This window comes from Herbidospora sp. NBRC 101105 (assembly GCF_030269205.1).
In the GTDB taxonomy this organism is placed as follows: domain Bacteria; phylum Actinomycetota; class Actinomycetes; order Streptosporangiales; family Streptosporangiaceae; genus Herbidospora; species Herbidospora solisilvae.
This window is the reverse complement of the sequence record NZ_BSSX01000001.1, coordinates 1103392-1129872: the sequence shown is the minus strand read 5'-3', so window position 1 is coordinate 1129872 and position 26481 is coordinate 1103392. Positions and strand designations below refer to the sequence as shown.

General features: G+C 71.7%; 29 protein-coding genes. 9 read left to right on the top strand and 20 right to left on the bottom strand.

Annotated features, from left to right (window positions below):
* Window positions 1-6: 6 nt before the first annotated feature.
* The 5 genes from QSK34_RS05100 to QSK34_RS05080 form a co-directional block, all read right to left on the bottom strand.
* The gene (locus tag QSK34_RS05100; protein ID WP_285580439.1) at window positions 7-603 is read right to left on the bottom strand and encodes a hypothetical protein; all 597 of its coding nucleotides are present in this window, start codon (window positions 601-603) and stop codon (window positions 7-9) included.
* The gene (locus QSK34_RS05095; protein WP_161478347.1) at window positions 603-1448 is read right to left on the bottom strand and encodes a carbohydrate ABC transporter permease; all 846 of its coding nucleotides are present in this window, start codon (window positions 1446-1448) and stop codon (window positions 603-605) included. Before QSK34_RS05095 ends, QSK34_RS05100 begins: the two co-directional genes overlap by 1 nt.
* Window positions 1445-2350 carry a carbohydrate ABC transporter permease gene (locus tag QSK34_RS05090; RefSeq protein ID WP_285580438.1) on the bottom strand — a complete coding sequence of 302 codons (906 nt, stop codon included), beginning with the start codon at window positions 2348-2350 and terminating at the stop codon, window positions 1445-1447. Before QSK34_RS05090 ends, QSK34_RS05095 begins: the two co-directional genes overlap by 4 nt.
* Before the next feature lie 56 nt (window positions 2351-2406).
* A complete protein-coding gene (locus tag QSK34_RS05085; protein ID WP_285580436.1) occupies window positions 2407-3726 on the bottom strand; it encodes an ABC transporter substrate-binding protein in 1320 nt (439 codons plus the stop codon).
* Between the two features lie 193 nt (window positions 3727-3919).
* The gene (locus QSK34_RS05080; protein ID WP_285580434.1) at window positions 3920-4900 is read right to left on the bottom strand and encodes a LacI family DNA-binding transcriptional regulator; all 981 of its coding nucleotides are present in this window, start codon (window positions 4898-4900) and stop codon (window positions 3920-3922) included.
* Window positions 4901-5002: 102 nt separating this feature from the next.
* On the opposite strand from QSK34_RS05080, the gene QSK34_RS05075 reads away from it, so the two are divergent.
* The gene (locus QSK34_RS05075; protein ID WP_285580432.1) at window positions 5003-7438 is read left to right on the top strand and encodes a GH116 family glycosyl hydrolase; all 2436 of its coding nucleotides are present in this window, start codon (window positions 5003-5005) and stop codon (window positions 7436-7438) included.
* 103 nt (window positions 7439-7541) lie between these two features.
* Here the strand turns inward: QSK34_RS05075 and QSK34_RS05070 are convergent, their stop codons facing one another.
* Window positions 7542-8546, bottom strand: a complete 1005-nt coding sequence (locus QSK34_RS05070; RefSeq protein WP_285580430.1) for a serine hydrolase domain-containing protein — start codon at window positions 8544-8546, stop codon at window positions 7542-7544.
* A 64-nt stretch (window positions 8547-8610) separates the two neighbouring features.
* On the opposite strand from QSK34_RS05070, the gene QSK34_RS05065 reads away from it, so the two are divergent.
* Complete coding sequence (locus QSK34_RS05065; RefSeq protein WP_285580428.1) at window positions 8611-9063, top strand: MarR family winged helix-turn-helix transcriptional regulator; 453 nt, start codon at window positions 8611-8613, stop codon at window positions 9061-9063.
* A gap of 49 nt (window positions 9064-9112) precedes the next feature.
* On the opposite strand, the gene QSK34_RS05060 is transcribed toward QSK34_RS05065, so the two are convergent.
* Window positions 9113-9754 (bottom strand): class I SAM-dependent methyltransferase, encoded by a 642-nt coding sequence (locus QSK34_RS05060; protein WP_285580426.1) that lies wholly within the window; start codon window positions 9752-9754, stop codon window positions 9113-9115.
* Window positions 9755-9786: 32 nt separating this feature from the next.
* Window positions 9787-10710 (bottom strand): NAD(P)/FAD-dependent oxidoreductase, encoded by a 924-nt coding sequence (locus QSK34_RS05055; RefSeq protein WP_285580424.1) that lies wholly within the window; start codon window positions 10708-10710, stop codon window positions 9787-9789.
* A 68-nt stretch (window positions 10711-10778) separates the two neighbouring features.
* Between QSK34_RS05055 and QSK34_RS05050 the strand changes: the two genes are divergently transcribed.
* From QSK34_RS05050 to QSK34_RS05030, 5 genes are read left to right on the top strand one after another with little or no spacing between them, the layout of a single operon-like run.
* Window positions 10779-11384 (top strand): helix-turn-helix domain-containing protein, encoded by a 606-nt coding sequence (locus QSK34_RS05050; RefSeq protein ID WP_030453000.1) that lies wholly within the window; start codon window positions 10779-10781, stop codon window positions 11382-11384.
* Between the two features lie 43 nt (window positions 11385-11427).
* On the top strand, window positions 11428-12360 hold the full coding sequence (locus QSK34_RS05045) for an NAD(P)-dependent oxidoreductase (RefSeq protein WP_285580420.1): 933 nt from the start codon (window positions 11428-11430) through the stop codon (window positions 12358-12360).
* Complete coding sequence (gene yczR, locus QSK34_RS05040; RefSeq protein ID WP_285580419.1) at window positions 12308-13699, top strand: MocR-like transcription factor YczR; 1392 nt, start codon at window positions 12308-12310, stop codon at window positions 13697-13699. Before QSK34_RS05045 ends, yczR begins: the two co-directional genes overlap by 53 nt.
* 9 nt (window positions 13700-13708) lie before the next feature.
* The gene (locus QSK34_RS05035; RefSeq protein WP_285580417.1) at window positions 13709-14179 is read left to right on the top strand and encodes an NUDIX domain-containing protein; all 471 of its coding nucleotides are present in this window, start codon (window positions 13709-13711) and stop codon (window positions 14177-14179) included.
* A 58-nt stretch (window positions 14180-14237) separates the two neighbouring features.
* A complete protein-coding gene (locus QSK34_RS05030; RefSeq protein WP_285580416.1) occupies window positions 14238-15251 on the top strand; it encodes an alpha/beta hydrolase family protein in 1014 nt (337 codons plus the stop codon).
* On the opposite strand, the gene QSK34_RS05025 is transcribed toward QSK34_RS05030, so the two are convergent.
* The 6 genes from QSK34_RS05025 to QSK34_RS05000 form a co-directional block, all read right to left on the bottom strand.
* Window positions 15206-15469, bottom strand: a complete 264-nt coding sequence (locus QSK34_RS05025; RefSeq protein WP_202609569.1) for a hypothetical protein — start codon at window positions 15467-15469, stop codon at window positions 15206-15208. The two genes, QSK34_RS05030 and QSK34_RS05025, sit on opposite strands and share 46 nt — an antisense overlap.
* A complete protein-coding gene (locus QSK34_RS05020) occupies window positions 15466-15810 on the bottom strand; it encodes a nuclear transport factor 2 family protein (RefSeq protein ID WP_285580392.1) in 345 nt (114 codons plus the stop codon). The genes QSK34_RS05025 and QSK34_RS05020 overlap by 4 nt, the downstream gene beginning before the upstream one ends.
* Before the next feature lie 131 nt (window positions 15811-15941).
* A complete protein-coding gene (locus QSK34_RS05015) occupies window positions 15942-16469 on the bottom strand; it encodes a hypothetical protein (protein ID WP_285580390.1) in 528 nt (175 codons plus the stop codon).
* The gene (locus QSK34_RS05010) at window positions 16466-16792 is read right to left on the bottom strand and encodes a hypothetical protein (RefSeq protein ID WP_285580389.1); all 327 of its coding nucleotides are present in this window, start codon (window positions 16790-16792) and stop codon (window positions 16466-16468) included. The genes QSK34_RS05015 and QSK34_RS05010 overlap by 4 nt, the downstream gene beginning before the upstream one ends.
* A 70-nt stretch (window positions 16793-16862) precedes the next feature.
* Window positions 16863-17507 (bottom strand): phosphonatase-like hydrolase, encoded by a 645-nt coding sequence (locus QSK34_RS05005; RefSeq protein WP_285580387.1) that lies wholly within the window; start codon window positions 17505-17507, stop codon window positions 16863-16865.
* A complete protein-coding gene (locus tag QSK34_RS05000) occupies window positions 17504-17641 on the bottom strand; it encodes a hypothetical protein (protein WP_285580385.1) in 138 nt (45 codons plus the stop codon). Before QSK34_RS05000 ends, QSK34_RS05005 begins: the two co-directional genes overlap by 4 nt.
* A gap of 19 nt (window positions 17642-17660) precedes the next feature.
* Here QSK34_RS05000 and QSK34_RS04995 point away from each other — a divergent pair, with 19 nt between their 5' ends.
* Window positions 17661-18809 carry a sensor histidine kinase gene (locus QSK34_RS04995; protein WP_285580383.1) on the top strand — a complete coding sequence of 383 codons (1149 nt, stop codon included), beginning with the start codon at window positions 17661-17663 and terminating at the stop codon, window positions 18807-18809.
* A gap of 47 nt (window positions 18810-18856) precedes the next feature.
* Here QSK34_RS04995 and QSK34_RS04990 read toward each other — a convergent pair whose 3' ends face one another.
* From QSK34_RS04990 to QSK34_RS04965, 6 genes are all read right to left on the bottom strand, one after another.
* Window positions 18857-20128 carry a glycosyltransferase gene (locus tag QSK34_RS04990; protein WP_285580382.1) on the bottom strand — a complete coding sequence of 424 codons (1272 nt, stop codon included), beginning with the start codon at window positions 20126-20128 and terminating at the stop codon, window positions 18857-18859.
* Window positions 20125-22365, bottom strand: a complete 2241-nt coding sequence (locus QSK34_RS04985; protein WP_285582044.1) for a glycoside hydrolase domain-containing protein — start codon at window positions 22363-22365, stop codon at window positions 20125-20127. The genes QSK34_RS04990 and QSK34_RS04985 overlap by 4 nt, the downstream gene beginning before the upstream one ends.
* 95 nt (window positions 22366-22460) lie before the next feature.
* A complete protein-coding gene (locus tag QSK34_RS04980) occupies window positions 22461-23315 on the bottom strand; it encodes an ABC transporter permease (protein ID WP_285580380.1) in 855 nt (284 codons plus the stop codon).
* Window positions 23312-24205: an ABC transporter ATP-binding protein gene (locus tag QSK34_RS04975; RefSeq protein ID WP_285580378.1), complete on the bottom strand. Its 894-nt coding sequence runs from the start codon at window positions 24203-24205 to the stop codon at window positions 23312-23314. The genes QSK34_RS04980 and QSK34_RS04975 overlap by 4 nt, the downstream gene beginning before the upstream one ends.
* On the bottom strand, window positions 24202-25254 hold the full coding sequence (locus QSK34_RS04970; protein WP_285580376.1) for a hypothetical protein: 1053 nt from the start codon (window positions 25252-25254) through the stop codon (window positions 24202-24204). Before QSK34_RS04970 ends, QSK34_RS04975 begins: the two co-directional genes overlap by 4 nt.
* A complete protein-coding gene (locus QSK34_RS04965) occupies window positions 25238-25789 on the bottom strand; it encodes a sigma-70 family RNA polymerase sigma factor (RefSeq protein ID WP_285580374.1) in 552 nt (183 codons plus the stop codon). The genes QSK34_RS04970 and QSK34_RS04965 overlap by 17 nt, the downstream gene beginning before the upstream one ends.
* Before the next feature lie 133 nt (window positions 25790-25922).
* Here QSK34_RS04965 and QSK34_RS04960 point away from each other — a divergent pair, with 133 nt between their 5' ends.
* Window positions 25923-26480 (top strand): hypothetical protein, encoded by a 558-nt coding sequence (locus QSK34_RS04960; protein WP_285580371.1) that lies wholly within the window; start codon window positions 25923-25925, stop codon window positions 26478-26480.
* The last annotated feature ends 1 nt before the right edge of the window (window position 26481 follow it).

The window sequence follows — 26481 nt, the reverse complement described above, 5'->3', positions numbered from 1 at the left end:
AGATCGTCACCTTCGGGCCGGCCACGTCCGACCCTGGAGGCTGTCGATCTCATCGAGCAGGCCGATCGTCTGCGTGGCCGTCACGACCAGCAGCAACGGCACGACGACCACGGCGAGGACGCCGGTGGACGCGGCGGCGGCGAACCCGCCGAGCCAGTAGAGGGCCACGATCGTGAGCGCCCACAGGGGCTTGAACGCCACCAGGATCGCGCCGCCCCGCAACGCCGCCAGGCCCGGCTTCCCGCGGAGGGCGCCGTAGGCGAGGGCGTACGGGAGCACGACCATCGCCAGCGCGCCCGCGACCACGGTGACGTCGGTCAGCACCGCGCACCCCGCGACGAACAGCGCGAGCACCGGATCGAATCTGCGCAGCTCGGTCAGCTTGGGCGCCTCGCCGCGCGCGACCAGCGCGCAGAACCGGGCGACGGAGGTGAGCGCGAGCGACGGCGGCAGGGCGGCCAGCGCGGTCATCCAGGAGGGGCCGCCGACCAGCGCCGAGGTGATCAGCGGCACCAGCGCGGCGAGGAAGAACACCCCCGCCAGCACCGCACGGGGCAGCTCCCGCCAGAACAGCAGGAACGCGGGTTTCAGGAACGTGGTCATCAGAGCTTCAGTCCGCTCGACGCGATCGACTGGACGATGTAGCGCTGCGCGGCGATGAAGACGATCAGCACGGGCACGATCGCCATCGCGATGCCGGCCGCGATCGTGCCGAGCGAACCGGTCGAGAACCGCCCGGCCAGCAGCACGAGCCCGACGGGCAGCGTCTGCTTCTCCGTGTCGGAGATCATCACCAGCGGGAGCAGCAGGTCGTTCCACCAGTACGTGAAGCACAGGATGCCCAGGGTGGCGATCGACGGCCCCGACAGCGGGATGATGACCCGCGCGAACGTGTGGAACCGCGAGGCGCCGTCGATCTTGGCGGCCTCTTCGAGCTCGTACGGCAGCGCCATGAAGTGCTGGCGAAGCAGGAAGATGCCGAACGCGGAGAAGATGCCCGGGAAGATCAGCGCCCAGAGCGAGTTCGTCATGCCGATCTTCGACATGACCAGGAACAGCGGCACGATCGTCACCTGGATCGGGATCATCAGCGACCCGATCACCACGGCGAACAGCACGCCCTTGCCCCGGAACCGCAACCGGGCGAACGCGTAGGCGGCGGTCGAACAGGTGATGAGCTGCGCGATCGTCACGGTCCCCGACACGATGATCGAGTTCAGGAAGAACCGGAAGTACGGCACCTGCTCGGTCACCTTGCCGAAGTTGTCCAGCGTCAGGTTCTCGGCGTGGAAGGTCGGCGGGAGGCGGTAGAGCTCGGCGTCGGAGCCCGAGAAGGCCCCCCGGAAGATCCACAGGAAGGGCGCGGTGATGGCGACGGCCGCGACCACGAGGATCACGAACGTCACGACGCGTGCGGCGACGTGCCCGGCGGTCAGTCGGCTGCTCATTGGTAGTGGGTCCATCTGCGCGAGAACCAGAACTGGATGGCGGTCAGCACGACCAGGACCAGCGCGAACGTGATGCCGATCGCGGAGGCGTAGCCGAGGTCGAAGTCGCCGAAGGCGCGGTCGTAGAGGTATTCGACGATCGTGCGGCTGGAGTCACCCGGGCCGCCCTGGGTGAGCACCCGGGGTTCGGCGAAGATCTGGAAGGAGTTGATGGTGTTGATCACGACGAGGAAGAAGATGGTCGGCGAGAGCAGCGGGAAGGTGATGCGCCAGAAGCGGGTCCAGGCGCCCGCGCCGTCGACGATCGCGGCCTCGCGCAGCTGCTTGGGGATCGACTGCAGGCCCGCGATGTAGACCAGGATCGAGAACCCGATCGTCTTCCACGAGTTGACCATGATCACTGAGATCGGCGCCCAGGTGGAGCTGCCGAGCCAGTCGATGCGGTCGAGGCCGGTCAGCCCGAGCACGTAGTTGACCAGGCCGAGGTCCTTGTTGAGCAGGAACCGCCAGATCAGCGCGACCGCCGAGGCCGACACGACGAACGGGAAGAGGAACGAGAGCCGGAAGAACGCCCTGATCCAGCGGGGCATCCTGGTCTCCAGCAGCACCGCCAGCAGCAGCCCGAGCACGACGTTGACGGCCAGGATCGCCAGGGCCATGTAGGTCGTCGACCCGTAGACCCCGAGCAGCCGCTCGTCGGTGAAGAGGCGCTGGAAGTTGTCCAGCCCGGCGAAGGTGCCGTCGCTGAGCAGGTTCCAGTCGAAGAAACTCAGGATCAGGACGCCGACCGTCGGGGCCAGCACGAACACCAGGAACGTGAGGATCGACGGGGTGAGGAAGGCCAGCGCCGCGGCCCCGTCTCCCCGGGGCCGGGTGCGCTTGGTAGACACAGTGGTGGTCAAAGTGGTCCGCCTTGGGAGGGGAACCGGGTCCGGGTTCAGGGGCCGGACCCGGTCGCTCAGCAGGTGACGATGCCCGTCAGCTCACCCTGCATGGCCTTCAGGCCGTCGGGGACCGTGGTCTCGCCGGCGAAGATCTGCTGGAGGTGACGCAGGACGGTCGACTCGAACGTGCTGTACTTGGCCGGGGCCGGGTAGGGCACGAGGGTCTCGAACTTGTCGATGCTGTCGTAGTAGAGGTCGCTGTTGGCGGGCGGCACGCCGATCTGCGAGATCGTGTGGGCCACCGAGCGCCGTGACGGGATGGAGTCGCCGGGCTTGTCGGCCGTGCCGACGTAGCCCTTCTCGATCTCGTCGCTGACCGTGAACTTCTGGTATTCCCAGGCCAGGTCGGGGTTCTGCGACGACTTCAGGATCGGGTAACCGGCACCGCCGAAGACGGTCTTGTACGTGTCGCCCTTCGGGTAGAGCTGGATGTCGAAGTCCTTGAACCCGGCGGGCAGGAAGGTGGCGATCGGCCACCGGCCCGCGCCGAACATGGCGATCTGCCCGTTCTGGAAGCGGGTGAAGACGTCGCTCATCGGCATCGGCGCCGGGGCGACGCCCTCCTTGATGAGGTCGTTGAGGAAGGTCACGGCCTTGCTGACCTGGGGCGAGTCGGCGGTGGCCTGGCAGACGTCGTCGCTGGTCAGGTTGCCGCCGGCGTTGGCGACCCACGGCATGATGCCGGGGAAGATCTCGTTGCTGGCCCAGGTGAAGCCGTATTGGTCGTTGGTGCCGTCGCCGTTGGTGTCGGCGGTCAGCTTCTTGGCGACGGCCTTGAAGTCGTCCCAGGTCCAGTCGGCCTTGGGCGGTTCGACGCCGGCCTTCTTGAACACGTCGGTGTTGTAGTAGACGACCATGTCGTTCCAGCCGTAGCTGAGGGTGAGCACGTCGCCCTTGACGGTGAAGCCGTCGATGAGGCCCTGGGCGATGTCGTCGGTGATGGCCTTGGCCCCGGCGTCCTTCTCCAGGTATTCGTTGATCGGTTTCACGAGGTTGTTGCTGTGTACGAACTGGGCGCCCTCACCCGAGATCACCATGAGGTCGGGCTTCTTGCCCGAGGCGATCAGGGTGGCGACGTTGGCGTAGTAGGTTCCCCAGTTCTCGCCGGTCACGGGGGTGAGGGTGACCTTGACGTCGGGGTGGGCCTTCGTGAAGGCGTCCGCGGTGGCCTTGTTGCCGCTCTCGGCGGCCGGGCCGTAGTTCCAGTAGACGATTTCCAGGGCTTTGGCGCCGGTCGACGTCGTTTCCGAGTCGCTTCCGCAACCCGCAAGAGCCGTCGCCGCCAGGGTGGCGGTCGCGCAGGCCAGCGCGACCTTGCGGCGGGGGATGTTCATAGGCCTGCGTCCTTACTTCTTTGGGGCAGATCGCCGACGCGAGCCACAGCCGGCCTGCGGCCGTCCGTATCTCGCTCCCATACGGCAGGTGTGGCGTGCGCCACATGAAAGTGCAAGAAATCGATTTCGTCAAGCACTCCGCGAAACGTACCTCATGAAGCCCCTGATCAGGCAAGTAACGGGATGGTATCGATTACAGCGATAACGGCGGCCGGGCGATCTCCGCCCGCAGCACGACCGTGCGGAGCGGCTGGGTGTCCCCGCCGATGCGCTCCAGCAGCATGGAGGCGGCGGTCCGCCCCAGGTGACGGGCCGGGAGCCGGACCTGCACCACGCTGGACGGCGGCGGCAGCAGGTAGGGCAGTTCGCCGAGCACGGCGACGCCGAAGTCCTCGGGGTCGATGCCGTTCTCGTGGAGGGCCTGAAGTGCGCCGATGGCCATCAGGTTGTTGGTCGTGACCACGGCGTCGGGCGGCTGGACCAGGTTGAGCAGGGCGTTCATCGCCGCCCGGCCGCCGTCGACGCGGAAGTTGGCGTGCTGCAGGAAACCGTCGCGGACGAGGGTCTTGCGGGCGGTGACGACCTGCTTCCAGCCCAGGTAGCGGTCTTCGGTCTCCTCGATCCCGGCCGGGCCCGCGATGCAGGCGACGCGCCGGAAACCGGCGTCCACCAGGGCGGTCGTGGCGGCGATGCCGGCCGCGCGGTTGTCGATCTTGACCGCGTCGACCGGGTAGGGGGTGGTTCGGTCGACGGCGACCACGGGCCGGCCCAGCGAGGCGATGGCGCCGAGGTCGACCTCGTCGGAGGCGGGCGAGAGGATCACGCCGGCCATCTGCTCGGACGCGGCGATCTGCAGGTAGCGCAGCTCCTTGGCCGGGTCGTCGTCGGTGTTGCAGAGCACCACGGAGAAGCCCGACTCCTGGGCGCGGTCTTCGACGCCGCGGGCCAGGGCGGTGAAGAACGGGTTCTCGATGTCGGGGACCAGCAGGCAGATGATCTCGGAGCTCTGCTTGCGCAACCGGCGCGCGGTCTTGTTGGGGGTGAAACCGAGTTGCTGGGCGGCGTCGCGGACGAGGCGCTGCTTCTCCTCGGAGACGGTGTTGCCGTTGAAAACCCGGGAAACCGTCGCGGGAGAGACCCCGGCGAGCGCCGCAACCTCGTAAATCGTCGCCATAGCGCCACACCATACCCGCGCTTGACACCCCTGATGAGCTCGTCTAGCGTGCCTGAAATCGATTTCAAGACAGGTGAAATCCAATCGGGAAAGGCGGGGGCCGTGAAGCGGTACTCCGGGGAGGCGCGGCGCGCGGTCGCGTTCCCTCTCGGCGGCTTCGGCACCGGACACGTGGCACTGGCCGCAGACGGAGCGCTGCGGCAGTGGCAACTCGGCGGGGTGCCCAACCATCGGGGTTTCCTGCCCGACAGCTTCTTCGCGCTGCGCGTCTCCTCGACCGAGCCGCCCGACGACGTGGTGCGCCTGCTGCGCGGCGACCCGGTGCCGCCCGGCCCCGACCCGGCGCCCAACGTGTCCGACGCCGAGGTGCCCGACCTGGGACGACTCCCGTCATGGCCGACCGTGGCCGCGACCGAGTTCCGGGCGGCCTACCCCTTCGCCGAGGTCGACTACCTCGACGACGCGCTGCCGGTGGCGGTGTCGATGTCGGCCTTCACCCCGTTCGTGCCGCTCGACGCCGACGCGAGTTCGTTGCCGCTGGTGCGCTACCGGTTCACGGTGACCAACACCAGCGCCGAGTTCCGGCACGGCTTCCTGCTGGGCACCCTGCAGAACGCGGTCGGCTGGGACGGCGTCACCCCCATCGACGGCACCCGCGGCGCGGGCTACGGCGGGAACGTGAACCGGCTGCTCAGGCGGCCGGGGCAGACCGGCGTGCTGATGGACAACCCGTCGCTCGGCGAGGCCGACGAGGGCTACGGCGAGATGTTGTTGTGGACCGACGCCCCGGCGATCGCCTTCCCCCGCGCGGTCGGCGCGGAGGCGCTGCTGCGGTTCGCCGAGACGGTCAAGCTCGTGACCCCGGTGCAACTGGGCGACTTCTCCGACGCCGCGCTGCGGGCCGCGCTGGCCGACGGTGCCTCTCCCCTGCGGGTGCCCGCCGGGCCCAGCCCGGCCGGTTTCACCTGGGACGCCGCCGTGGCCGCCGCGTTCGCGCTGGCGCCGGGCGAGACCGCGACGATCGATTTCGTGCACGCCTGGTGGTTCCCCAACCGGTTCGCCGACTTCGACCGGTTCGGTCCGACCCCGTCCTATGCCGGGAGCCGGTTCTGGGTGGGCAACCACTACGCGACCCGGTTCGGGGGCGCGGTCGACGTGCTCGACGCCTACCTGGCCGACCGCGACCACCTCGACTCGACGTCCCGGGCGTGGGCCTCGGCGGTCGCCGACAGCGACCTGCCGGAGATCCTGAAGGACGTGATCTCGGCGCAGGGCACGCTGGTCCGGTCGCCGTCGCTGTTCCGGACCGCCGACGGGCGGGCCTACGGGTTCGAGGGCGCGCTGGGGGCCTCCACCCGGAACTGGAACGGGGACGTCGGCGGGTCGTGCCCGCTGAACTGCAACCACGTCTTCAACTACGAGCAGGCGCTGGCCCGGTTGTTCCCGTCGCTCGGGCGGGACATGCGGGAGACCGAGTTCGCCGTCCAGGCCCCCGACGGGTCGATCCCGCACCGGGTGGCGTTGCCGCTCTACCTGCCGCAGTACCACGACGTCGCCATCGGGGGGCCGGTCCGGCCGGCGCTCGACGGGATGCTGGGGGCGGTGCTCAAGACGTACCGATCGGTTCTGGACGGATCGGGCCTCGACTGGCTCCGCGAGCAGTGGCCCGCGCTGCGGCGGCTGATGGAGCACGTCACCCGCACCTGGGACCCGGACGGAACCGGCATCCTGCGCGGCGACCAGCCCTGCACCTACGACATCAGCCTGCACGGGCCGAACATGTTCGTCGGCGGGTTGTGGCTGGCCGCGCTGCGGGCGATGGAGGAGATGGCCCGGCTCGTGGAACCCGCGCTGGCCGCCGGTTTCGCGAAACTGTTCACGCTCGGGCGGGACGGCTACGACACGTTGTTGTGGACGGGCGAGTACTACGGCCAGCCCGACACCGGCGAGGAGCACGACTTCGGCCGGGGCTGCCTGTCCGACCAGCTGCTCGGCCAGTGGTGGGCCCACCAGCTCGGCCTGGGCCACATCCTGCCCCCCGACCGGGTCAGGACCGCCCTGGCCTCGATCGTCCGCTACAACCTGCGCACCGGTTTCGAGCCGCACGGCTACCGCTCGTTCGCCGACGGCGGCGAAACGGGACTGGTCGTCTGCACGTGGCCGCACGGCGGCCGGCCCGCCGTCCCCCTGCGCTACTGCGACGAGGTCTGGACCGGCGTGGAGTATCAGGTCGCGGCGAGCTGCCTGTACGAAGGCCTGACCGACGAGGCGTTCCGCATCCTCGACGGCCTGCGCGAACGGTACGACGGGACCCGGCGCAACCCGTTCAACGAGATCGAGTGCGGAGACCACTACGTGCGCGCGATGGCCGGATGGTCGCTGCTCGACGCCTACACGGGCTTCCGGCGCGACCCCGCGACCGGGCAGGTCATGGCCACGCGGCCGGGCCGGTTCCCGGTGGTCGCGGGGACGGCGTGGGGGGTGCTGAACGTGTCCGCGGACGGGGAGGCGTCGATCGACGTGCGGGGCGGCCGGTGAGCGGCCCGGCCAGGCGCCGCTCAGGCCGGGGAGGCCTCTCCCGGCCGGGCCGGGATGGTGGGGAGCACCCCGCTTTCCGCCACCCGGTCGACGGCACGGCCCGTCACCGCCGCGATGAGCGTCGGTAGAGCGCCTCGATGAGCGGCGTCCAGCGCGGGTCCGGGCCGGCCGCGGTCAGCAGGGTGCGGCTCGGGGTGAAGGCGAAGGCGAAGCCCTCGTCGGGGTCGGCGAAGGCGAGCGCTCCCCCGGACCCGCTGTGGCCGAAGGCGCGCGGGTTCGGGGAGAACGGCCGGGTCGGGTTGGCGAGCATGAAGCCCAGCCCGAACCGGGTCGGCGACCCCAGCACCTCGTCGTGGCCCTCGCTCCGGGGTTCGATCATCTCGGGCAGGTTCGGCGAGGTCAGCAGCTCGCCGTAGAGGGTGGCCAGGGCGCGCGCGTTGGCGTGCACGTTGGCGGCCGGGATCTCCGCCGCGCGCCACCTCGCCGTGTTGGGCAGGCCGGGGGTCAGCTGCTCGGCGGGGTTCGCGAACGCCTTCACCGTGATCTCGCTCGCCGGCATCCGGGGCGGTGAGCCGTTCGGCTCGGGCGGCAGCACGTCCCTGACCGGGGTGCCGTCGGCCAGCCCGACGCTGAGGCCGTCGATGCCCAGGTCCCGTACGAGTTCCCTGACGGTCCGCCCCGTCGCCCGCCGCAGCACCTCGCCGACCAGCCAGCCGAAGGTGACGGCGTGGTAGCCGTGCCGCTCCCCCGGCGGCCACCACGGGTGTTCGGCGGCGAGCGCGCCGGTCATGGCCGTCCAGTCGAACAGCGACCCGTCGGGCAGCTCGCGGCGGATCGCGGGCAGGCCCGCGCGGTGGGAGAGCAGGTCGGCGACGGCGCAGTCGGTGGTGAACTCCGGCCACCACTCGCGCACCGGGCGGTCGAGGCCGGTGAGGTGGCGGTGGGCGAGAGCGGCGACCACCCCCTTTCCGACGGAGAAGACGTTGACGACGTCGTCACGGGACCAGTCGCCGGCCCATTCGTCGACGACGAGTTCCCCGTCCTTGTGGACGGCCAGGGCCGCTCCCCCGGGGCCGGCGGCGACGATCTGCTTGAACAGGTCGCGCATGAGGGCACCTCCGATACTCAACCTTAGTTGTGCAACCTTGGTTGAGTATCGGAGGATGCGAGGCGTGCCGTCAAGAGACCTCACGTTGTTGTTCACCGCCCTCGCCGCCGCCTGCGACGAACGGGTGCGCGCCCGGATGGCCGAGGCGGGCTTTCCGGAGGTGCGCTCGGTGCACGGTTACGTCTTCCAGCACCTGCTCACCGGCCCCGTCCGGGTCACCGACCTGGCCGGGCTGCTGGGGATGACGCCGCAGGGGGCGTCCAAGGTCGCGGCCGAGATGGAGCGGATCGGCTACGTCACCCGGCGGGTGTCAGGCGAGGACCAGCGGGTCCGCGCCCTCGAACTCACCGACCGCGGCCGGGAGGCCGTCGAGGCGGGCCGCGCGGCCCGCGCGGCGGTGACCGGGGAACTGCTCGCGGCCCTGCCCGACCCGGAACCCTTCCTCGACGCGCTGACGACGCTCTCGGAACAGACGGGCGCCCTGCGCGACCTCATGGCCCGGCGACTGCGCCCGTGAACGACCGGCCGCGTTCACGGCGTGGCCGCCACGGTGACCGTCGGCCGCGTCACGGCGTGGTGGGCGCGATCCTGACTGCGGCCATCACGCGGTCGTCGAGGACCTTCTCCGTGCCGTCGAAGGCGGCGACCACCCGCGAGCGCGCCTCCATCGGGATGGGACGCCACTCGGCCGGGTCGAGGACGGCCAGGATGTCGAAGTGGTCGACCACCAGCAGGGTGCCGCCGGGGCGGACGGCCGCCGCCAGCCGGGGGACGATGTCCTCCAGGGCGTGGACGTAGTTGGTGCAGACCAGGTCATAACCATCGGCCGGGGCGGTCCAGGCGGTGAGGTCGGCCTGCTGCCAGGTGATCCTGGCCGCGACGTCCGGGCCCTCCTGGTCCGCGATGGCGCGGGCGTGGTCGAGCGCCACCGAGGAGATGTCGAGCGCCGTCACCTCCCATCCCCGGCGGGCCAGCCAGACGGCCTCCGCGCCCGGACCGCATCCGGCGTCCAGGACCCGGCCCGGAGTGAGCGTCTCGGCGATCACGAGCAGGTAGGGGTTGGGCTCGTGGCGCAGGGCGGCGGGGTCGGACGTGCGGTACTTGTTCTCCCAGAAGTCCCGGTCGAACACCTCGTCGTGGTCGGGGTGGGCACCGTGACCGTGACCGTGACCGTGGCCGGTGTCCGGGTGTTGTCCTGCTGTGCTCATGTGCGCCTCGTGTCGGTGAGTGTGCTGATTTTTCATGATGCCGCCGCGACCGCCTGGCGGGTCTCCTCCGCGATGAGGTCGCCGTTGATGCGGGCGCCCGCGAGCGCCCCGGCCGCCGCCGAGGCCCCCACCTGGGCCGTCAGGTCGGTGACGTTGCCCGCCACCCACACCCCGGGCACGTCGGTCTGCCCGTCGGGCGCGGCCGGGATGTGCTCGCCGAAGCCGCCCGGGTGCGGGACGGCCTTGAGGCCGAGCGGCTCCAGGAAGTCCACCCGCGCCCTCAGGTAGGTGGCGACCGCCACGGCGTCGCGCGGCACGACCGTGCCGTCCTTCAGCCGGACGCCGGTGATCCGGTCGCCGGCGATCTCCAGGGCCGCCACCTCGCCGGGCACGACCCGGATGCCCCGGGCGCTCAGCTCCACGGCCTGCTCCCCCGTGGGCGGGTCGGCGGTGAAGAGCACGACGTCGTCGCTGAGCTGGCGGAACATCATCGCCTGGTGGATGCCCATGGGGCTGGTGGCCAGGACGCCGATCGCGCGGTCGCGGACCTCCCAGCCGTGGCAGTAGGGGCAGTGGACGGCGTCGCGGCCCCAGCGTTCCCGCAGGCCGCCGATGTCGGGCAGCACGTCGGTCAGCCCGGTCGTGACGAGCAGGCGGCGGGCGCCGATCCGCCGCCCGTCGGCCAGCGTGACGGTGAAGCCCGGCGTCACGCCGACGACCGAGCCGGTCGTGACGTGGCCGCCGTACCGCTCGACCTCGGCCCTTCCCCGGGCCCGGAGTTCGGCCGGCGGGGTGCCGTCGAGGGCGAACAGGCCGTGGACCGCGTCGGCGGGGGCGTTGCGCGGCTCGCCGGCGTCGACGACCAGGACCGACCGGCGGGAGCGGGCCAGCATGAGGGCCCCGTTGAGCCCGGCCGGGCCGCCGCCGATCACGACTGCGTCATAGGTGTCTCTCATGGCGCCCACTATGCTTCAGGGCCAGGCGGATATGCAAACTTCTTTGCCGATATGGCAAACTCGCCCGTATGACGGACGACATCGGCCAGGCCCTCGACGCGGTCGGCCCCCGGCTGCGGGCGCTGCGCAAGGAGCGCGAGACCACCCTGGCGGCGCTCGCGGAGGCGACCGGGATCTCGGTCAGCACCCTGTCGCGGCTGGAGTCGGGCGCGCGGCGGCCCACCCTCGAACAGCTGCTGCCGCTGGCCCGCGCCCACGGGGTCACGCTCGACGAGCTCGTCGACGCCCCGGCGACCGGCGATCCGCGGGTCCATCTGCGCCCGACGTTCCGCAACGGCCTGACCATGTTGCCGCTGACCAGGCGGGCGGGCGGCATCCAGGCGTACAAGATCGTGCTCGCGCCCGGAGACCGGAGCTCCGAGCCGGAGCTGAAGACGCACGAGGGCTACGAGTGGCTCTACATCCTCAACGGCCGGATGCGCGTCATCCTCGGCGAGCACGACGTGATCATGGAACCGGGCGAGGCGGCGGAGTTCGACACGCGGGTGCCCCACTGGTTCGGGGTGGCCGGTGACGAGCCGGTCGAGTTCCTGAGCCTGTTCGGCACCCAGGGTGAGCGCATGCACCTGCGGGCGCGGCCGAAGAAGGCGCGGCAGGCAGACCACTTCGACTGAGTGGACCGCGACGGGTCCGCCCGTGGTCTGGTCCGATGCCAGGGTGAACGAAGAACACGTCGGGTTCGCCGGACTGGGTCTCATGGGCCTGCCGATGGCCCTCAACCTGGCCCGCGCCGGGGTTCCGCTCGTCGTCTGGAACCGCACCGCGAGCCGCTGCGCGCCGGTCGCCGAGGCGGGCGCGCTGGTCGCGGCGTCGCCGTCGGAGCTGTTCGGGCGCTGCGCGACCGTGCTGCTGATGCTCGCGGACGAGACGGCGATCGACGCCGTGCTCGACGGCGCCGACGTCCGGGACCGGACCGTGGTGCAGATGGGCACCATCGCCCCGGCCGCCTCGGCGCGGCTGGCCGAGCGGATCACCGCCGCGGGCGGCTGTTACGTCGAGGCGCCCGTGTCGGGGTCGCGCGGCCCGGCCGAGGCCGGTGAGCTGGTCTTCCTGGTGTCCGGCCCACCCGGCGCGACCGCCCGCGTGGCCGGGCTGCTGGGCCCGATGGGGCGGGCCTGGTTCGACTGCGGCGCGGTGCCGGGGGCGCTGACGACGAAGCTCGCGGTCAACCTGTTCCTGATCACGATGGTGACCGGTCTCGCGGAGGCGTTCCACTTCGCCGAGGAGCACGGGCTCGACCCCGCGCTGGTGGAGCGGGTCCTGGACGCCGGGCCGATGGCCTCGGCCGTGTCGCGGGCCAAGGCCGCGAAGATCGTGTCGGCCGACTTCACGCCCCAGGCGGCGATCGGCGACGTGCTGAAGAACGCCCGCCTGGTCGCCGAGGCGGCGGCTTGCATCGGCTCGCCGCTGATCGACGCCTGCCACGGACTCTTCCGGGAGACGCGGGACCTCGGCCACGGCGCGGCCGACATGGCGGCCGTGATCGAGGCGCTGCGGGCCCGGACGGCCGCCCGGTCCACCCTGGCAGACTGGACCGATGACGTGGGGGACACGGCTGTCGGCACGGGCGCTGCTGCCGCTGCTGGGTGAGTGGCACGGCTCCCCCGCCTACGCGGCGCTGGCCGGGCGGATCCGGCTGCTCATCGGCGACGGCCGGATCACGGCCGGCACCCGCCTGCCGTCCGAGCGGGAGCTCGCCGCCGCGCTGGGCCGCAGCCGCAGCACGGTCGTGGCCGCCTACCAGTCGCTCCGCGACTCGGGCCACCTGGTCAGCGTGCACGGCTCCGGCAGCCGGGCCGTGCTGCCCCGGGAGCGACGCCGCGAGGTCGACTTCGCGCGGGCGGCGCCGCCGCCGGTCGAGGGCCTCGACGAGCTGCTGGCCAGGCTCGCGCCCTGCCTGACCTCGGCCCTCGACGGGCCGGCCTTCGACCTGCTGGGCAACCGGGCGCTCCGGGAGGCCATCGCCGACCGTTACGTGCGGCGCGGCCTGGCGACCACGCCCGACCAGATCGTCGTCACGACGGGCGGCCAGCACGCCATCGCCCTGGCCGCGCACACGCTCGTCCGCCGCGCCGACCACGTGCTGGTCGAGTCGCCCACCTACCCGCACGCCTGCGAGGCGCTGCTGCGGGCCGGCGCCCGGCCCGTCGTCACGCCGGTGACCACGGCCGGATGGGACACCGGCCAGCTCGTGGCCCTGCTCGGCCAGGTCAGACCGGCGCTGGCGTACCTGATCCCCGATTTCCACAACCCCACGGGCGCGTCGATGCCGCCGGACGACCGTGTCCGGGTCGCCGAGGCGGCACGGCGGGCCGGGACGACGCTGCTGATCGACGAGACCACCGCCGACCTGTCCATCGACCGCCCCTGGGACGACGGCCCGTTCGCCCGGCACGCCCACGGCGCCGACGTCGTCACGATCGGGTCGCTCAGCAAGTCGGTGTGGGGCGGGCTGCGGCTGGGATGGTTGCGGACCGACGCGAGCGTCGTCCACCGGCTGGTGCAGGCCCGCCCGGCGGGTGACCTCGGCACCCCGCAACTGGAGCAGTTGCTCGGCGAACGGGTGGTGCGGGCGCTGCCCGGCCTGCTGCCCCGGCGGGCCGCCCAGCTGCGCGTCAACCGGGACACCCTGTACGACCTGCTCGCCCGCCATCTGCCGGACTGGCGGGTGCCGAGGGTCGACGGCGGCCTGTCATTGTGGGCGGGGCTCGACCGGCCGGCGAGTTCGGCGCTCGCGCAACTGTGCCAGGCACGCGGCATCGCGCTGTCGGCCGGACCGCGGTTCGGGATCGGCGGGTCGCACGAACGTTTCGTCCGGCTGCCCTTCACGATGGCCGCCGACGACCTCGACCGGGGTGTGCGCGCGCTCGCCGAGTGCTGGGCGCAGGTCGGCGCCGACGTTCCGGGGCCCGGCCCCGTGGTGGTGTAGAACGGGACGATGGCAGCCTTGAGAAGTCTGGCGGCGACCGTCTGGCGGGCGATCGGGGGCGCGGTGCAGTGGCGCCTGCTCTGGTTGTCGCAGGCGACGTTCATGGTCGGGGTGGTGGGCGTCATCCGCGACGACGACGGCCGGGTGTTGCTGCTGAAACACCGGTTCTGGCCCGAGGGCCGCCAGTGGGGCCTGCCGACCGGCTACGCCAAACGCGGCGAGACCTTCGAGGACACCGTCGTCCGGGAGGTCATGGAGGAGACCGGGCTCAAGGTCCGGGTCACCCGGCTGGTGCGGGTCGAGAGCGGGTTCCGGCTGCGGGTCGAGGTCGCCTACGAGGGCGAACTGCTCGGCGGCACCCTGGCGCTCGACCCGACCGAGATCCTCGAAGCGGGCTGGTTCCCCGCCGAGGCCCTGCCCGGCGAACTGATGCCGGGCCACCGTCTTCTGGTGGCCGCGACCTCCGCCGGAAGTCGGTGACGCCGGTTGACCTTCCGCGCTGACGCCGGGAGGCGGTCGCACGGAACCGTGTCCTCCCATGAACCTGCTCACCGCCGCCGCGCTGACGGCCGGCCTCCTCACCGCCCCCGCACCGGCCCTGCCCGCGCCCACCGGCCCGCATCCGGTCGGCGCGACTGCCCTGCACCTCGTCGACCGCTCCCGTCCCGATCCGTGGGTGCCCGCGTCCGGCCCGCGACAGCTCATGGTGACGGTCTGGTATCCGGCGCTCTCCTCGAAGGGCGAACGGTTCCGGTACGTCACCACGGCCGAGTCGGCCAACATCCTGGCCCGTGTGCCCGGGGCGGCCGACCTGCCGCCCGGCGTGCTGGCCACGACCAGCACCCACGCCCGGTCGGGCGCCCCGATGGTCCGGCGGCCCCTGCCCCTCGTGGTGCTCTCGCCCGGGTTCTCCTTTCCCCGGGTCACCCTGACGTCGCTGGGCGAGGACCTGGCCAGCCGGGGTTATCTGGTGGCGGCGGTGGAGCACACGTACGAGTCGGTCGGCACGACCTTCCCCGACGGGCACACGACGACGTGCGTGGTGTGTGAGCGTCCGCAGACCAGGGAACTCGGCGCGCAGGTCTCGGCGGGGCGCGTCAAGGACCTGACATTCGTCATCGACCAGCTGAAGAATCGCTTCCGCGTCGACGGGGTCGCGGTCGCGGGTCACTCGATGGGCGGCAACGCCGCCGTCCACACGATGGCGGCCCGCCCGTCGATCCGCGCGGCGATCGACTTCGACGGCACCCTTCTTCCCGACGCGCCGCCGCTGAACGGGCCGGTCGTGCTGATGGGGACGGTCCGGACGGACACCACGTGGCCGCCCGTACAGGCCAGGCCGAAGACATGGCGGGAGGTGACCGGCACCGACCACTCGTCGTTCACCGACTACGCGATCCTGCGGGGGCAGGTGGGCCTGCCGTCCCAGCCGCTCGACGGGACCCGGGCCATCGAGATCACCCGGGCGTACACCGCCTGGTTCCTGGACCGGCACCTGCGCGGCCATCAGACGCCCGAGCCGGAGTTCCCCGAGGTCCGCAGGCGCGCCTGAACACCGTGGTCGGCGAGGACGTCGCGCAGCAGGGCGCGGCAGGCGGCGTCCTCGTCACGGAAGACGCGCAGGCCGGACTTCTGACCGCGTTCGCTGTAGTAGACGTGCCAGCCGTCGGACGCCGCGACGAGACAGTAGCGTTCGTCGAGGTCACGACCGATGGAGTGCACGTCGATGCCGAGAGACGCGAGATGCGCGGCGAGGTCGGCGGCGGTCATACGAGGGTCCCCTGGTGATGACGCGCGACCCAGCCGTCGGCGGTCCACGTCCAGACGGTCGACCGGCGGCTGACCCGCCCGGCCTGGTCGAGCAGATACGTCACGAGCCACGTGTCGCCTTCGAGGCGCCGGGACGTGAAGTCCGTGACCTCCCACGGGTCGTCGTGGGGACGGGAGTGACGCTCGGCCAGCGTGTCGAGGACGAACTCCCGCGAGTAGAGCCGTCCGGAGGCGCCGATCTCGAAGAAGTCGGGGGCCGTCATGCGCTCGAAGAACGCGCGGCCGACCCCGGCGGGCGCCCGGTGGAAGATCGGTTCGAGCGCGCGGAGTTCGCCGTCCATGACCATCTCCCCCAGCGTACGGACACGCTGCCAGCGGGTCCACATCCCCGGGAGCGGGGTTCGTCGGCTGTCTGATCCTGCGGGTGGCTTGCGTTCCCACTATCGGACAGCGACGAACCGGGTGAGCGACGTCATGAGTTCCTGACCATGCGCTCTCCGCCGAGCGAGAGCAGCAGGAACATGTCGAACTCGTGGACGGCGTCCTTGTCCAACCGGCGGATCGCCTCCACCGCCGTCCTCGCCCTCCTCACATGGCTGAGGGTCGCCGTGCGGCTCGCGACGTAGCCGGGATCGTAGTCGGCGACGTGCCGGAGGGCCTGGAGCTCGCCGAAGGAGTCCGCGACCAGCACGAGGTCGGGGTCGATCCGGCCGTTCACGCTGAGCAGCCTGGTCACCGCCTCGGGCGCGCTCTTGTCGGCCGCGATCGCGGTCACCCATCGGGCGGTCTGGCGGAAGTTGCCGTGGGCGTACCAGCGGCTGACGGTGTGCCGGTGGTCGTCCGTGCCGCTGGTCACCGCGCGCCGGGCGCCCTGCCCGACGAGTTCGTGGAACACGGCGTAGTAGGCGGTCGAGGTGGCCCGGCGCAGATGCGCGGGGCGGGGGCGAACCGCGATCAGCTCGGCGAGGGTGAGGTAGTCGTCCGCCTTGATTCGCTTCACGCCTGCTCCTCGTCGTCGTCATCGGCGAGGTCCCGCTCGGCCCAGTCACGCTGGGTGTAGAAGCGGGCGTAGACGTAGTGGTCGAGTCCGTGTTCGACCGCCAGCCTGTTGCCGTTCATGCTCACGGCGTGGCACATCATGGGGTCCCAGCCGTCGTCGCCCACGCCGTCCATGACGATGTGGGCCCAGAGGCCCTCTTCGCCTTCGGAGTCCACCATGGGCTCCAGGGTGACCTGGGCGATGCCGAGGTCGCCGGGGATCTCCGACGTGCGGATGGCCTCCGCGAGTTCGGTCAGGGTCCGCGTCCACGTGTCTGCGCTCATGGGGCGCATTGTTCTTGTCTGCATACGTCTAGTAGACCAGCGACATGGCCTCCCTGTCCTGTGTATACGGTCAATTGGGCAGGATGAGGTCCGGGATCTGGGCCACGCCCGGCAGGATGCGCGTGTGCGGGACCGTCCCCAGGACCGCCGCGTCTTGCGCGCCCGTCAGCACGCCGACCACGATCGCGGCGCCCGCGTTGGCACCCGCTTCCAGGTCGCGGACCGTGTCGCCGGCCGTGAGGACCCTGCGGACGTCGGTCACGCCCGTCGCCTCCATCGCGCGGAAGATCATGTAGGGCGCCGGACGGCCGGCCGGGACGTCGTCCACGCAGATCACCGCGTCGAAGAAGCCGGTCCAGCCGACCGACTCCAGCAGGCCCGTCGTCACCTCGCGGTCGAAGCCGGTCGTCAGCGCGACCTGCACGCCCGCCTCCCGCAACCGGGTCACCGCCTCCGTCACTCCGGGCAGGGGGTACGGGGGCCTGGCCGCGTACAGGGCCGCGAGACGGGTGCGGAAGTCCTGGTAGGCGGCCTCCGACGGTTCGCCGAGCAGCGCGGCGACGGCCTCGCGCTTGCCTGCGCCCATCCAGCGGTGCACCTCCTCCGTGGTGGGGGTGGCGCCGGCGGCTCTGACGGCGGCCTCCAGGGCGTCGTACACGCTGCCGTGTTCCTCGATCGTCGTTCCGGCGACGTCCAGGACGACCAGTTCGATCATGACACCTGTCCTCGGGTGCGGAGCAGGGCCGGGCGGCCCTGCTGGGAGTTGTCGATCGTGAAGGAGACGGCGTCGGGCCGGTACCGGTCGTCGGAGTGCTCGACCGGCTCCTCGTCTGACCGATGTCGGCACAAGTCGCACTACGCTCATCCCGTGCGTGGTACCCGGCTGAGCGCGGCCGACGGCCTGGTGGCCGTGGCGGTCGGGCTGTTCGCCGTCATCGAGGAACTGACCGGCGGCACCGAACTGTCCGAGCGGCCGATCCCGGCCCTGTGGGTGGCCTGGGGGGTCGCCACCGCGGTCCTGGTGCTGTTCCGCCGCGTGGCCCCCGTCTGGACGATGGCGGTGTACACCGTCGTGTCGAGCACGGTGTTCGTGTTCACCCTGGAGGACGCCGCCGCCTGGCAGTGGCTGACCGAACTGGTCTTCCTGTTCACCGTCCTCAGCCTGCACCGGCTGCGCAGCGCGCGGGCCGTTTTCGGGGTGGCGGCCACGGTCGTCTTCGTCGCCGCCATGGGCCTGACCTACGGCGGCGCCGAGTTCGCCGAGTACGCCATCGCGGCGGGCATGTCGGCCATCGCGGGCGGCGCGGGGGTGGGCGTGCGCCGCTACCAGGTGCTGGCCGCCCGCGCCGAGGAGCGCACCGACGCCGTGGTGGCGCGCAGCGAGCGGCTGGTGCGGGAGGCCGTCGCCGAGGAGCAGGCCCGGCTGGCCCGCGAGCTGCACGACATCGTCGCCAGCAGCGTCAGCATGATGGTGATGCAGGCGGGCGGGCTGCGCCGCCGGCTGCCCGCCGACCTGGGCCGCGAACGCGAGGCGCTGAGCCAGATCGAGGCGACCGGCCGGGGCGCGGTCGAGGAGCTCCAGCGCATGCTCCACCTGCTGCGCGGCCCCGCCACCGACAGCCGCCTGCCGCAGCCGGGCCTGGCCCGCGTCGGCGACCTGGTGGAGCAGTCGCGGTCGGCCGGGCTCGACGTGACGGTCGAGGTGACCGGCGAGCCGCGGCCGCTGCCGGCGGGCCTCGACCTGTCGGCCTACCGGATCGTCCAGGAGGCGCTGACCAACACGCTGAAGCACGCCGGGCCGACCCGGGTGACCGTCACGATCGACCACAGGCCGGGCGAGCTGCGCCTCGACGTCACCGACGACGGCCCTCGCGACGGCTTCCGGGCCGCGCCCCACATCCCGGGCGGGCACGGGCTCATCGGCATGCGCGAGCGGGCCGCCCTGTTCCACGGCTCCCTCGACGCCGGGCCCGACGGCGGCGGCTTCACGGTGCGGGCGGTGCTGCCGCTGAAATGAACCGGCCCGGACGGCAAGTGATCCGTCCGGGCCGGCGTCGATCGCGGTCAGGCGCTCCGGCGGAGCGCCGTCTCCGGGAACAGGTCGTCGAAGACGGCCGCGCGGTCGAACTGCATGGCCCACTCGCGGGCCCGCAGTTCCATCTCGCGGCGTTCGGTCCCGTTCATGTCGAGGACGACCCGGTCGATCGCCGCCGCGATGCCCGTGACGTCGCCCTGGTCGATGATGATGGCCGCGTCGCCGACCGCTTCGAGGGTGCCGCCGGTGTCGGTGGTGATGATCGGGCCGCCGCCCGCCAGCATCTTCTCGGCGAGGGCGATGCCGAACGTCTCGACGAAGTCGGGTTCGGGTTTGGTCGGCAGGACGTAGGCCGCGCTGCCCCGCATGAGCAGCGGCTTCTCGTTGTCGTCGACGTCGGTGAGGACGACGACGTGTTCGTCGGCCGCCGCGATCGCCTGGACCTGGGCGAGCGCGGTGCCCGTGCCGGCGACCACGAGCTTGACCTTCTCCCGGCTGCGGGCCTGCCGGTAGGCGGCCAGCAGGTCGAAGATGCCCTTCGCGGGGGTGACCCGGGACAGGAACAGCAGGTAGCCGTCGCGTTCCAGGCCGCGGTGCGCGAGGGCGGCGTCGACCAGCGCCGGGTCGGGGTCGAGGAACGCCGAGGAGTCGATCGGCGGGTAGCTGACCGTCACCCGGCGGCGGCACTGTTCGGCGAACGTGGTGCCGACGTGGGCGTCGACCTGCTCCGCCGCGTCGATGATCTCCTCGCGGGTGTAGTCGGAGACCGCCACCACCTCGTCGTTGGACAGGAACGTGGTGAACAGCGCCGTCGCGGCGCCGAAGCGGTTGTCGCGCAGGCAGTTGCGGATGACGTTGGTGACGTCGGAGCCGACGGCCTTCACGATGGTGCGGACGTCGGGGTTGAAACCCGCCGCCCTGGCCGCGTTGACGGCGTCGAGCACGACGTTGGCGTGGGGGACGATGTACATCGACAGGCAGGTCGTCGGCACCGGCTCGGCCAGCAGCTCGACCAGGCGCCCGGTGAGGCCGGCCAGGTGGCGGCCGTCGGGCACCCGGTAGTCACCGACCGGTTCGGGACGTTCGACGGTGATGCCGGGGCTGTACGGCAGCAGCCGGTCGAGCGGCTTCAACGGCAGCCCGGCGGCCTGGAGGGCCGGGATGGGCCAGGTCAGCAGCCTGACGTCGTCGTATCCACGGGTGAGCGCCACCTCGGCGAGGTTGCGGGCCTCGCCGGAATGGCCGCAGATGACCGGGTCGGCCCTGACCACGATCACGAGGCGGCGTCGGGGGTGGGTCATCGAGTCTCCTCCGATAGCGCAGGGGAATCGGACAGGGACGGCGGGCGGACACCCCGCCCCCATCCCGATGGCTCGGGGCCGAGTCGCAGGTGCAGTCTGCCGCCCCGATGGACGGTCGCGGCAGTCAGGTGGGCCGCATCCAGTGGACGGCCGTTGAGGGTGGCCGACTGGACGTATTGGACCGGGGGCTCACGCTCGGCGCCGTCGGAGCTGATCGGCGCCTCTTTATGGCCGCTGGTCTCGATGACGAACTCGCCTTCTCTTACCCGCAGCGCGGCCCGTTCGAACGCGGGCGCGTTGACGAGGAAGAGGTTCTGCCCGGCCACCGGGAAGAGCCCGAGCGAGGCCCAGATGTACCAGGAGCTCAGGCCGCCGGAGTCGTCGTTGCCGGGAAGGCCGCCGGGACCGGTGCCGAACTGCCACGTGAGCGCGGAGTGGACGACCTCGGCGGTGCGGTCGGGACGGCCCGCGTAGTGGTAGGCCCAGGGGGCCTCCATGTCGGGCTCGTTGTTGAGGCCCTCGAACCGGTTGAGGGCGTAGCCGGCGGCCATCTCGGCCTGCTGCGGGCGGCGGCCGGCCTGTTTGACCGGGGCGGCGCCGTAGCCGAAGAACTGGTCGAGCTTGCCGATGAAGCCGGCGTCGCCGCCCGCCAGCGCGATGCGGGCGGCCATGTCGTGCAGCAGCCGGAACGAGTAGTTCCACTTGCCGCCCTCGTAGAACTCCGAGTCGCGCAGCAGGCCGGTGCCGGGGTCGAAGGCGTTGACCCAGCCGTGGGCGCGGCGGGCCAGGTCGTCGGCGAGCCGGGTGTCGTTGAGCGCGCGGGCGAGCTGGGCGGTCAGGTGGTGGCCGTAGGCCAGGTCGAGGGTGTGGGTGATCGGGTGGACGACGCCGTGCTCGAAGAAGTCCTCGCCGTACATGCGGCGCAGGTCGTCGGCCATGTGCACGAGCGCCCAGCTCCACTCGATGCCGTCGAGATCGAGGGCGTGGGCGTCGGCGAGCGCGGTGTGGGCCAGCGCGCTGCCCTGGCGGAAGAACCGGTCGGCGCCGCGCGCCATGCGGTAGCCGATCGGGAAGTTGCCCTCTTCCTCGCAGACCCGGATCAGCGATTCGAGCAGGCCGGAGGCCCGGTCGGGGGCGATGGCCATGAGCAGCGGGAGCTGGGTCTTGTAGATGTCCCACATCGTGCAGACGTCGAAGGCGTAGGGCCCGTTGCTGGGCCAGAACGGGCTCTCGTCGTCGACGATGCACGGCTTGATCAGCGAGTGGTAGAGCGCGGTGGCGTAGACCGTCTGGCGGGCCGGGGTGCCGCCGTCGACCTTGACCCGGTCGAGGTGGTCGGCCCAGCGGGCGCGGGTGCGCAGCTTGACGATGTCGAACGAGGGCTGGCCGAGGCCGCACTCGCGCTCCAGGTTCCGTTTGGCCTGGTCGCAGCCGCGCAGCGAGAAGCCCATGCGGACCTCGATGGTCTGCCCGGCCCGCGTCGGGCCCATGTAGAGCATGCCGAAGGGGCGCAGCGTGGTGTGCCGGATGCTGTCGAAGTCGAGCCGGGTGCCGCCGTCGATGAGACGGCGGTCGTACCAGAGCATCTGCCGCCAGCCGGGGGCGTCGACGTCGACGTAGACCGACAGCGGCACGCCCTCCATGACGACGGTGCCCTGCACCTGGCCGTGGCCGATGTTCTCGACCTGCGCCCGCAGCGGGACGGTGCGGCCGAGGTCGATGGCGAGCCCGCCGCAGGACAGGTCGACGACCACCCGGGCGCTGCTGTGCTGAGGGAAGGTGTAGCGGTGGACGGCCACCTTCTGCCCCACCGTGACCTCGCACCGGACGCCGGTGTCGAGGGTGGCGGCGTAGTAGCCGGGCGAGGCCTCCTCGTCGGACAGCGACCACGACTGGCCGAGGTCGTCGAGGGGCTGCACCATCGGGGTGACCCGCACGTAGTTGTAGTACTTGCGGATCGCGCCGGTGCCCGACTGCTGGAAGTGGGTGAACCCGCTGGCCTGGAGACGGTCGAACATCTCCTCGGGCACGCCTTCGGTGTTCTTGGCGTAGCGACCGTAACCGGTCGGATAGGCACCGGAGTAGGCACAGGCCGAGACCATGCCGAGGGGGGAGGTGGCCCCGGGGTGGGTGTTGCCCACCTGCGGTTTCGGCCACCACCACGTGGCGGCCAGGCCGCCTGCCGGGGGCAGGTCGGTGGCCGCGGTGCCGATGAAGGGATCAACGTTGTCGAGAATGGGGAGACACTATCCGGCCCCGGACCGGACGTAGGTTTCGGCGAGGTGAAATCATTCGTTCACCTCCGCAAAAAGTCCTTGTGACCTGCGCCGGGTCACAGATCGCGGCGTCGAAGCACCAGCGCGGCCAGGCCCAGCACCAGGGCGGTCCAGGCGACCGCCCACGCCAGGTAGGCCCACGTGATCGGGGTGTCGCTCAGGAAGGGGAAGCCTCCCTTGACGGCGGGGCCGCCGAATCCCAGCAGCGCGGCGGGGTCCTGGAAGGCGTACATCGCGCTGCGCCACAACCCGTCGGTCGGGAGCAGGACCTGGGAGACCGTCCCCACGGCCGCCACGCTGTCGTTGCCCAGGCCGCGGCCCACTCCCCCGACCACCCCGGCGATCCAGGTCGCGCCGAACAGGCCGACCGCGACCACGCCCGACGCCATCGGCGAGATCAGCGTGGAGAACAGCAGGCCCAGGGTGAGCAGCACGGCCGTCTGGAAGGCGAGCAGCGCCAGCCCGGTGACCGGGTCGGAGGGCCAGTAGCCCGTGGTGGCGTACACGATCACGAACTGGGCGAGCCCGGCCAGGACGATGAAACCGCCGCCGAAGGCGATCAGGCCGAGCCACTTGCCGGTCAGGACGGTCGAGCGCCGGATCGGGCGGGCCAGGATCGCCAGGGCGGTGCCCGACTCGACCTCGCCGGCGACGGTCGGGCCGGCCAGGAAGGCGGTGCCCAGGGCGGCGATCAGGCTGAGGCCGAACATGACCAGGTTGAGCAGCTGGGAGGCGATCAGCCGCAGTTCGCCGCTGGTCAGCTGCGCGCCGTCGAACTCCTTGGTCACGAGGGTGTGGAAGCCCCACGCCGACAGGGCCAGCAGCACGACCGTCAGCACGGCCAGCGCCCGCAGCACCTTGCGGCGGGCGGCCTCGCGGAGGGTGAGGGCGGCGAAGGTGAGCACGATCATCGTTCACTTCCCAGGATGTCGAGCAGCCGGTCTTCCAGGCTGACGCGGCCGGGTTCGACCGAGTGGACCCGCACGCCGAGCGCGACCAGGTCGGCCACCAGGTCGGGGATCACGTCGACGTCCAGGTCGACGACGGTGAACAGGTCGCCGTCGCGGTGCACCGGCCCGGCCCGCCGCAGGCGTTCCTCCGCCTCTGAGGTGACCTTCTCCAAGCGGAGCCGCAGTTCCCGGCCGCCGAGCAGTTCGGCGAGGGTGCCCGAGGCGGCGACCCGGCCCCGGTCGAGAATGACCACGCGGTCGCAGACCCGCTCGACCTCGCCGATCAGGTGGGAGTTGAGCAGCACGGCCACGCCGCGCTCCTTCAGCGACAGCAGGATGTCGCGCACGTCGGCCCGGCCCACCGGGTCGAGCGCGCTGGTCGGCTCGTCGAGCACCACGAACTCGGGGCGGGCCACGAGCGCGACGGCCAGGCCCAGGCGCTGCTGCATGCCCTTGGAGAACCCGCCGACGCGGTCCCGGGCCCGGTCGGCGAGGCCGACCAGGGCGAGGGTGTCGCGGCGCTCCCCCTCGGGCACGTCGGCCCCGGCGAGCCGGACGTGCAGGTCGAGGACCTCCCTGGCGCTCAGCCAAGGCTGGTAGCGGAAGAGTTCCGGCAGGTAGCCGACCCTGGCGCGGGCCTGAGGGTCGCCGACCGGCCGGCCGAGGAGCATGACCTCGCCCGCGTCGGGGCGCACCAGCCCGAGCATCATCTTGATGACGGTGGTCTTGCCGGCGCCGTTCGGGCCGAGCAGTCCGAGCACCTCGCCCCGGGCGACGGAGAAGGAGACCCCGTCGACGGCCGTCCGCTTCCGGTAGCGTTTGCGCAGGCCGGAGGCCCAGACGGCGTTCATCGCAGCCCTCGGGCGACGGTCAGGACCTCGTCGGCGGTGAGCGTGCCGGCGACCGCGTTGACGACGCCGTCGGCCACCCAGACGACCCCGGCCATGGAGCCGCTCCGGACCAGCGTGGCGGGGCGTCCGCCGACGTCGGTGACGGACGTCTGCTTCTCCTCGATCGCCGAGAACAGCGGCAGCGTGCCGTCGCCGGAGAAGCCGCGCAACTGGGCCGCGACGTCGTCGGGGATGAAGGTCAGCGACGTCAGGTAGTCGCGGACGGTGGTGAAGGGGACGCCCGCCGAGTAGACCGACGGCGCGGTGACACGTGCGACGACCAGGGCGGGGAGTTCGTTCTCCGACGCCCACACGGCCGCCAGGCCCGGCCCGGCCGACAACCGGAACCGGCTGCCGTCGAGCCCCGGCGGCACCGGCGGGGCGGTCGTGCCGGCCTTCGCGGCGGTCCGCGCGGTGGTGTCGGCGGAGAAGGTGAACGTGCCACCGGCCCTGTCGACGACGAAGTAGCCGGGCGTGCCGCTCACCCCGGGCGGGAGTTCGGCCACCGCCGGAAGCGTGAGGCCCGAGGCCTCCTGGGCGGCGGTGACGTCCGGCGCACGGCGCACCGAGATCTCGTCGGTGACGACGAGGTCGCCGAACTCGTCGAGTTCGGGGATCTTGGCCAGCTCGGCCTGCGGCGCGGTGACCGGGGCGACCCGCTCGGCGTGGAAGATCTGGAACCAGTCGGCGGCGGCGGCCGCCCCCGCGCCGGTGACCAGGACGGCCGCCCCGGCGATGGCGACGACGGGACTGCGCAGGCGGGAGCGCCAGCGGCTCAGCACGGTCGCCTCCTTCACCGGGGGGCGGGTGGAGAAGCGGGTCCAGGCCGTGTCGACGTCCACCTCGATCTCGGTTCTCAGCACGGTGGCGGCGAAGGCGGCGTCGTCACGGGCCACGTTCAGTCCTTCCTGGCAGGCGGGGCAGTGGGCGATGTGGTCGCGGTCGGCGTCGGCGACCCCGTCCGGCTCGTCGAGGAGCCGGCGCAGCGTGCCGTCAGTCGGATGGCGCATGACGGTTCAACTCCTTGCGCAGAGCGGACTCGGCCCGTCGCACGATCGTGCCGACGCTGCCGGGAGAGAGGTCGAGGGCGGCGGCGACCTCGGCGTAGCTGAGGCCGCTGTGCCGCAGGACCAGGGCGACCGCCTGGCGGCGCGGCAGCCGGGCGAGGGCCTCGCGCACGCGGCGGCGTTCGTCCCTGGTGACGACGGCGTCGGCGATGTCGGGGGCGACGGTCTCGCCGCCGGCGTTCTCCTCCCGGGCGGTCCTCCTGCGGCCCGAGCGGAGATGGTTCAGCGCGGTGTGCGCGGCGGCGACCGACAACCAGCCGGTCGCCTCCCCGGCGGGCACCGCGGAGCGGCCGAACGCGAGGAAGACCTCCTGGGCGACGTCCTCGGCCTCGTCACGCGACCCGAGCACGCGGGCGGCCACCGCGACGACACGCGGGTAGACGGCCCGGAACACCTGCTCCAAGTCGGCCCGGACCGGCGGATCGGACCCCACGGCGACGCCCCTCCCGACCAGCACGTTCTCCTGTACGACGTTCACATTGGTAGAGCACCGCCGCCGGCTCACTTGTGACACGCGACAACCGGTTCCCTTGCCGCTTCCAAGAACGTCTCCAACGGCTCCCAAGCGGCGTGCGCCAGAGTTCCCGTCGAAGCGAACAGAAACGGGAGAGATGACGATGTTCAAGAAGGCCCTGGCCGTGGCGGTCGCCGCCGCGACTTTAGCGTCCGCCGCCCCGGCCGCCGCCGAGACGTACACCATCAGAGTGCTGGGAGGGGACATCGGCACCGTGAAGGAGTCGAACAGCACCTTCTTCTGCCCCGAGCACCAGATGCTGATCGGCCGGGCGCACACCGGCGACGAGAACGGCACCACGACCTACTACTGCGGCCAGATCTACGTCAACGACGTGCGTGTGGAGGTGCTCCCCGAACGCTACTGGGTGCGCGTGAACGAGCCCAACAGCGTGTACACCGTGCCCGACGGCTACGCGCTGACCGGCCGTTACCACTACGGCGACGAGAAGGGCTACACGGTCTACTACGCGCAGATGATGCGGTGGCAGGGCAAGGCCATGCGCATCGTCGGCCGCCACTGGACGGCGGACATGAAGGAGAGCAAGCACGTCTCGCTCTCCCCCACGGGCGAGATCATGACGGGCCGCTACCACTACGGCGACGAGAACGGCCGCACGGCCTACGAGTACGCCAAGGTCGCCGTCGACGGCTGAG